This window comes from Blastococcus sp. SYSU D00922, from assembly GCF_054050495.1.
Map to the genome: position 1 here is coordinate 1 of NZ_JBJGZL010000031.1, position 557 is coordinate 557.

At 68.2% G+C, this 557-nt stretch carries 1 protein-coding gene; it reads right to left on the reverse strand.

Annotated elements, in window-relative coordinates:
• Nucleotides 1-557, reverse strand: a 557-nt coding sequence (locus ACI78T_RS20810; RefSeq protein WP_456560036.1) for a flagellin N-terminal helical domain-containing protein, incomplete at both ends; no start/stop codon positions are given.

Consider the following 557-nt stretch of genomic DNA (forward strand, 5'->3'; position numbering starts at 1 on the left):
GCCGCGTGGCTGAACGGGTTGACCGTGCTGGCCAGACCGAACGCGGCCTGGGCGGCCTTGTTCAGCGCGGCGAGGTGCTGGGTGTCGGAACCGACGGTGGCCGCGTTGTTGTCGTTGTCGACGTTGGAGTAGTCGACGCTGGCCAGGTCCAGGCTCTTGCCCCCGAAGGAGATGGTGCCCTCGAGGCTCTTGTAGGCGTCGGCGTGCGTCGTGCCACCGGCGAAGACCGCGGCAGAGGACGACGAGATCGCCAGCTGAGCGTTGGCACCGGAGGTGGCGGTCGTGGTGACCACCGCGCCGGAAGCCGCAGCGCCCTGGTTGGTGTAGCGGCCGTTGCCGGTCACGTCGACGCCGGCGACGTTCAGGCCCGCGGCGCTCATCGCGGTGGCGATGTTGACGCCGATGGTCTCGCCCGCGTTCGCCCCGACCTGGAAGTTGGCCGAGTAGCTGCCGTCGAGCAGCTTCTTGCCGTTGAAGGTCGTGGTGTTGGCGATGCGGTCCAGCTCAGCCTTCAGCTGGACGACCTCGGACTGGATGTTGCCCTTGGCGTCGTCGTT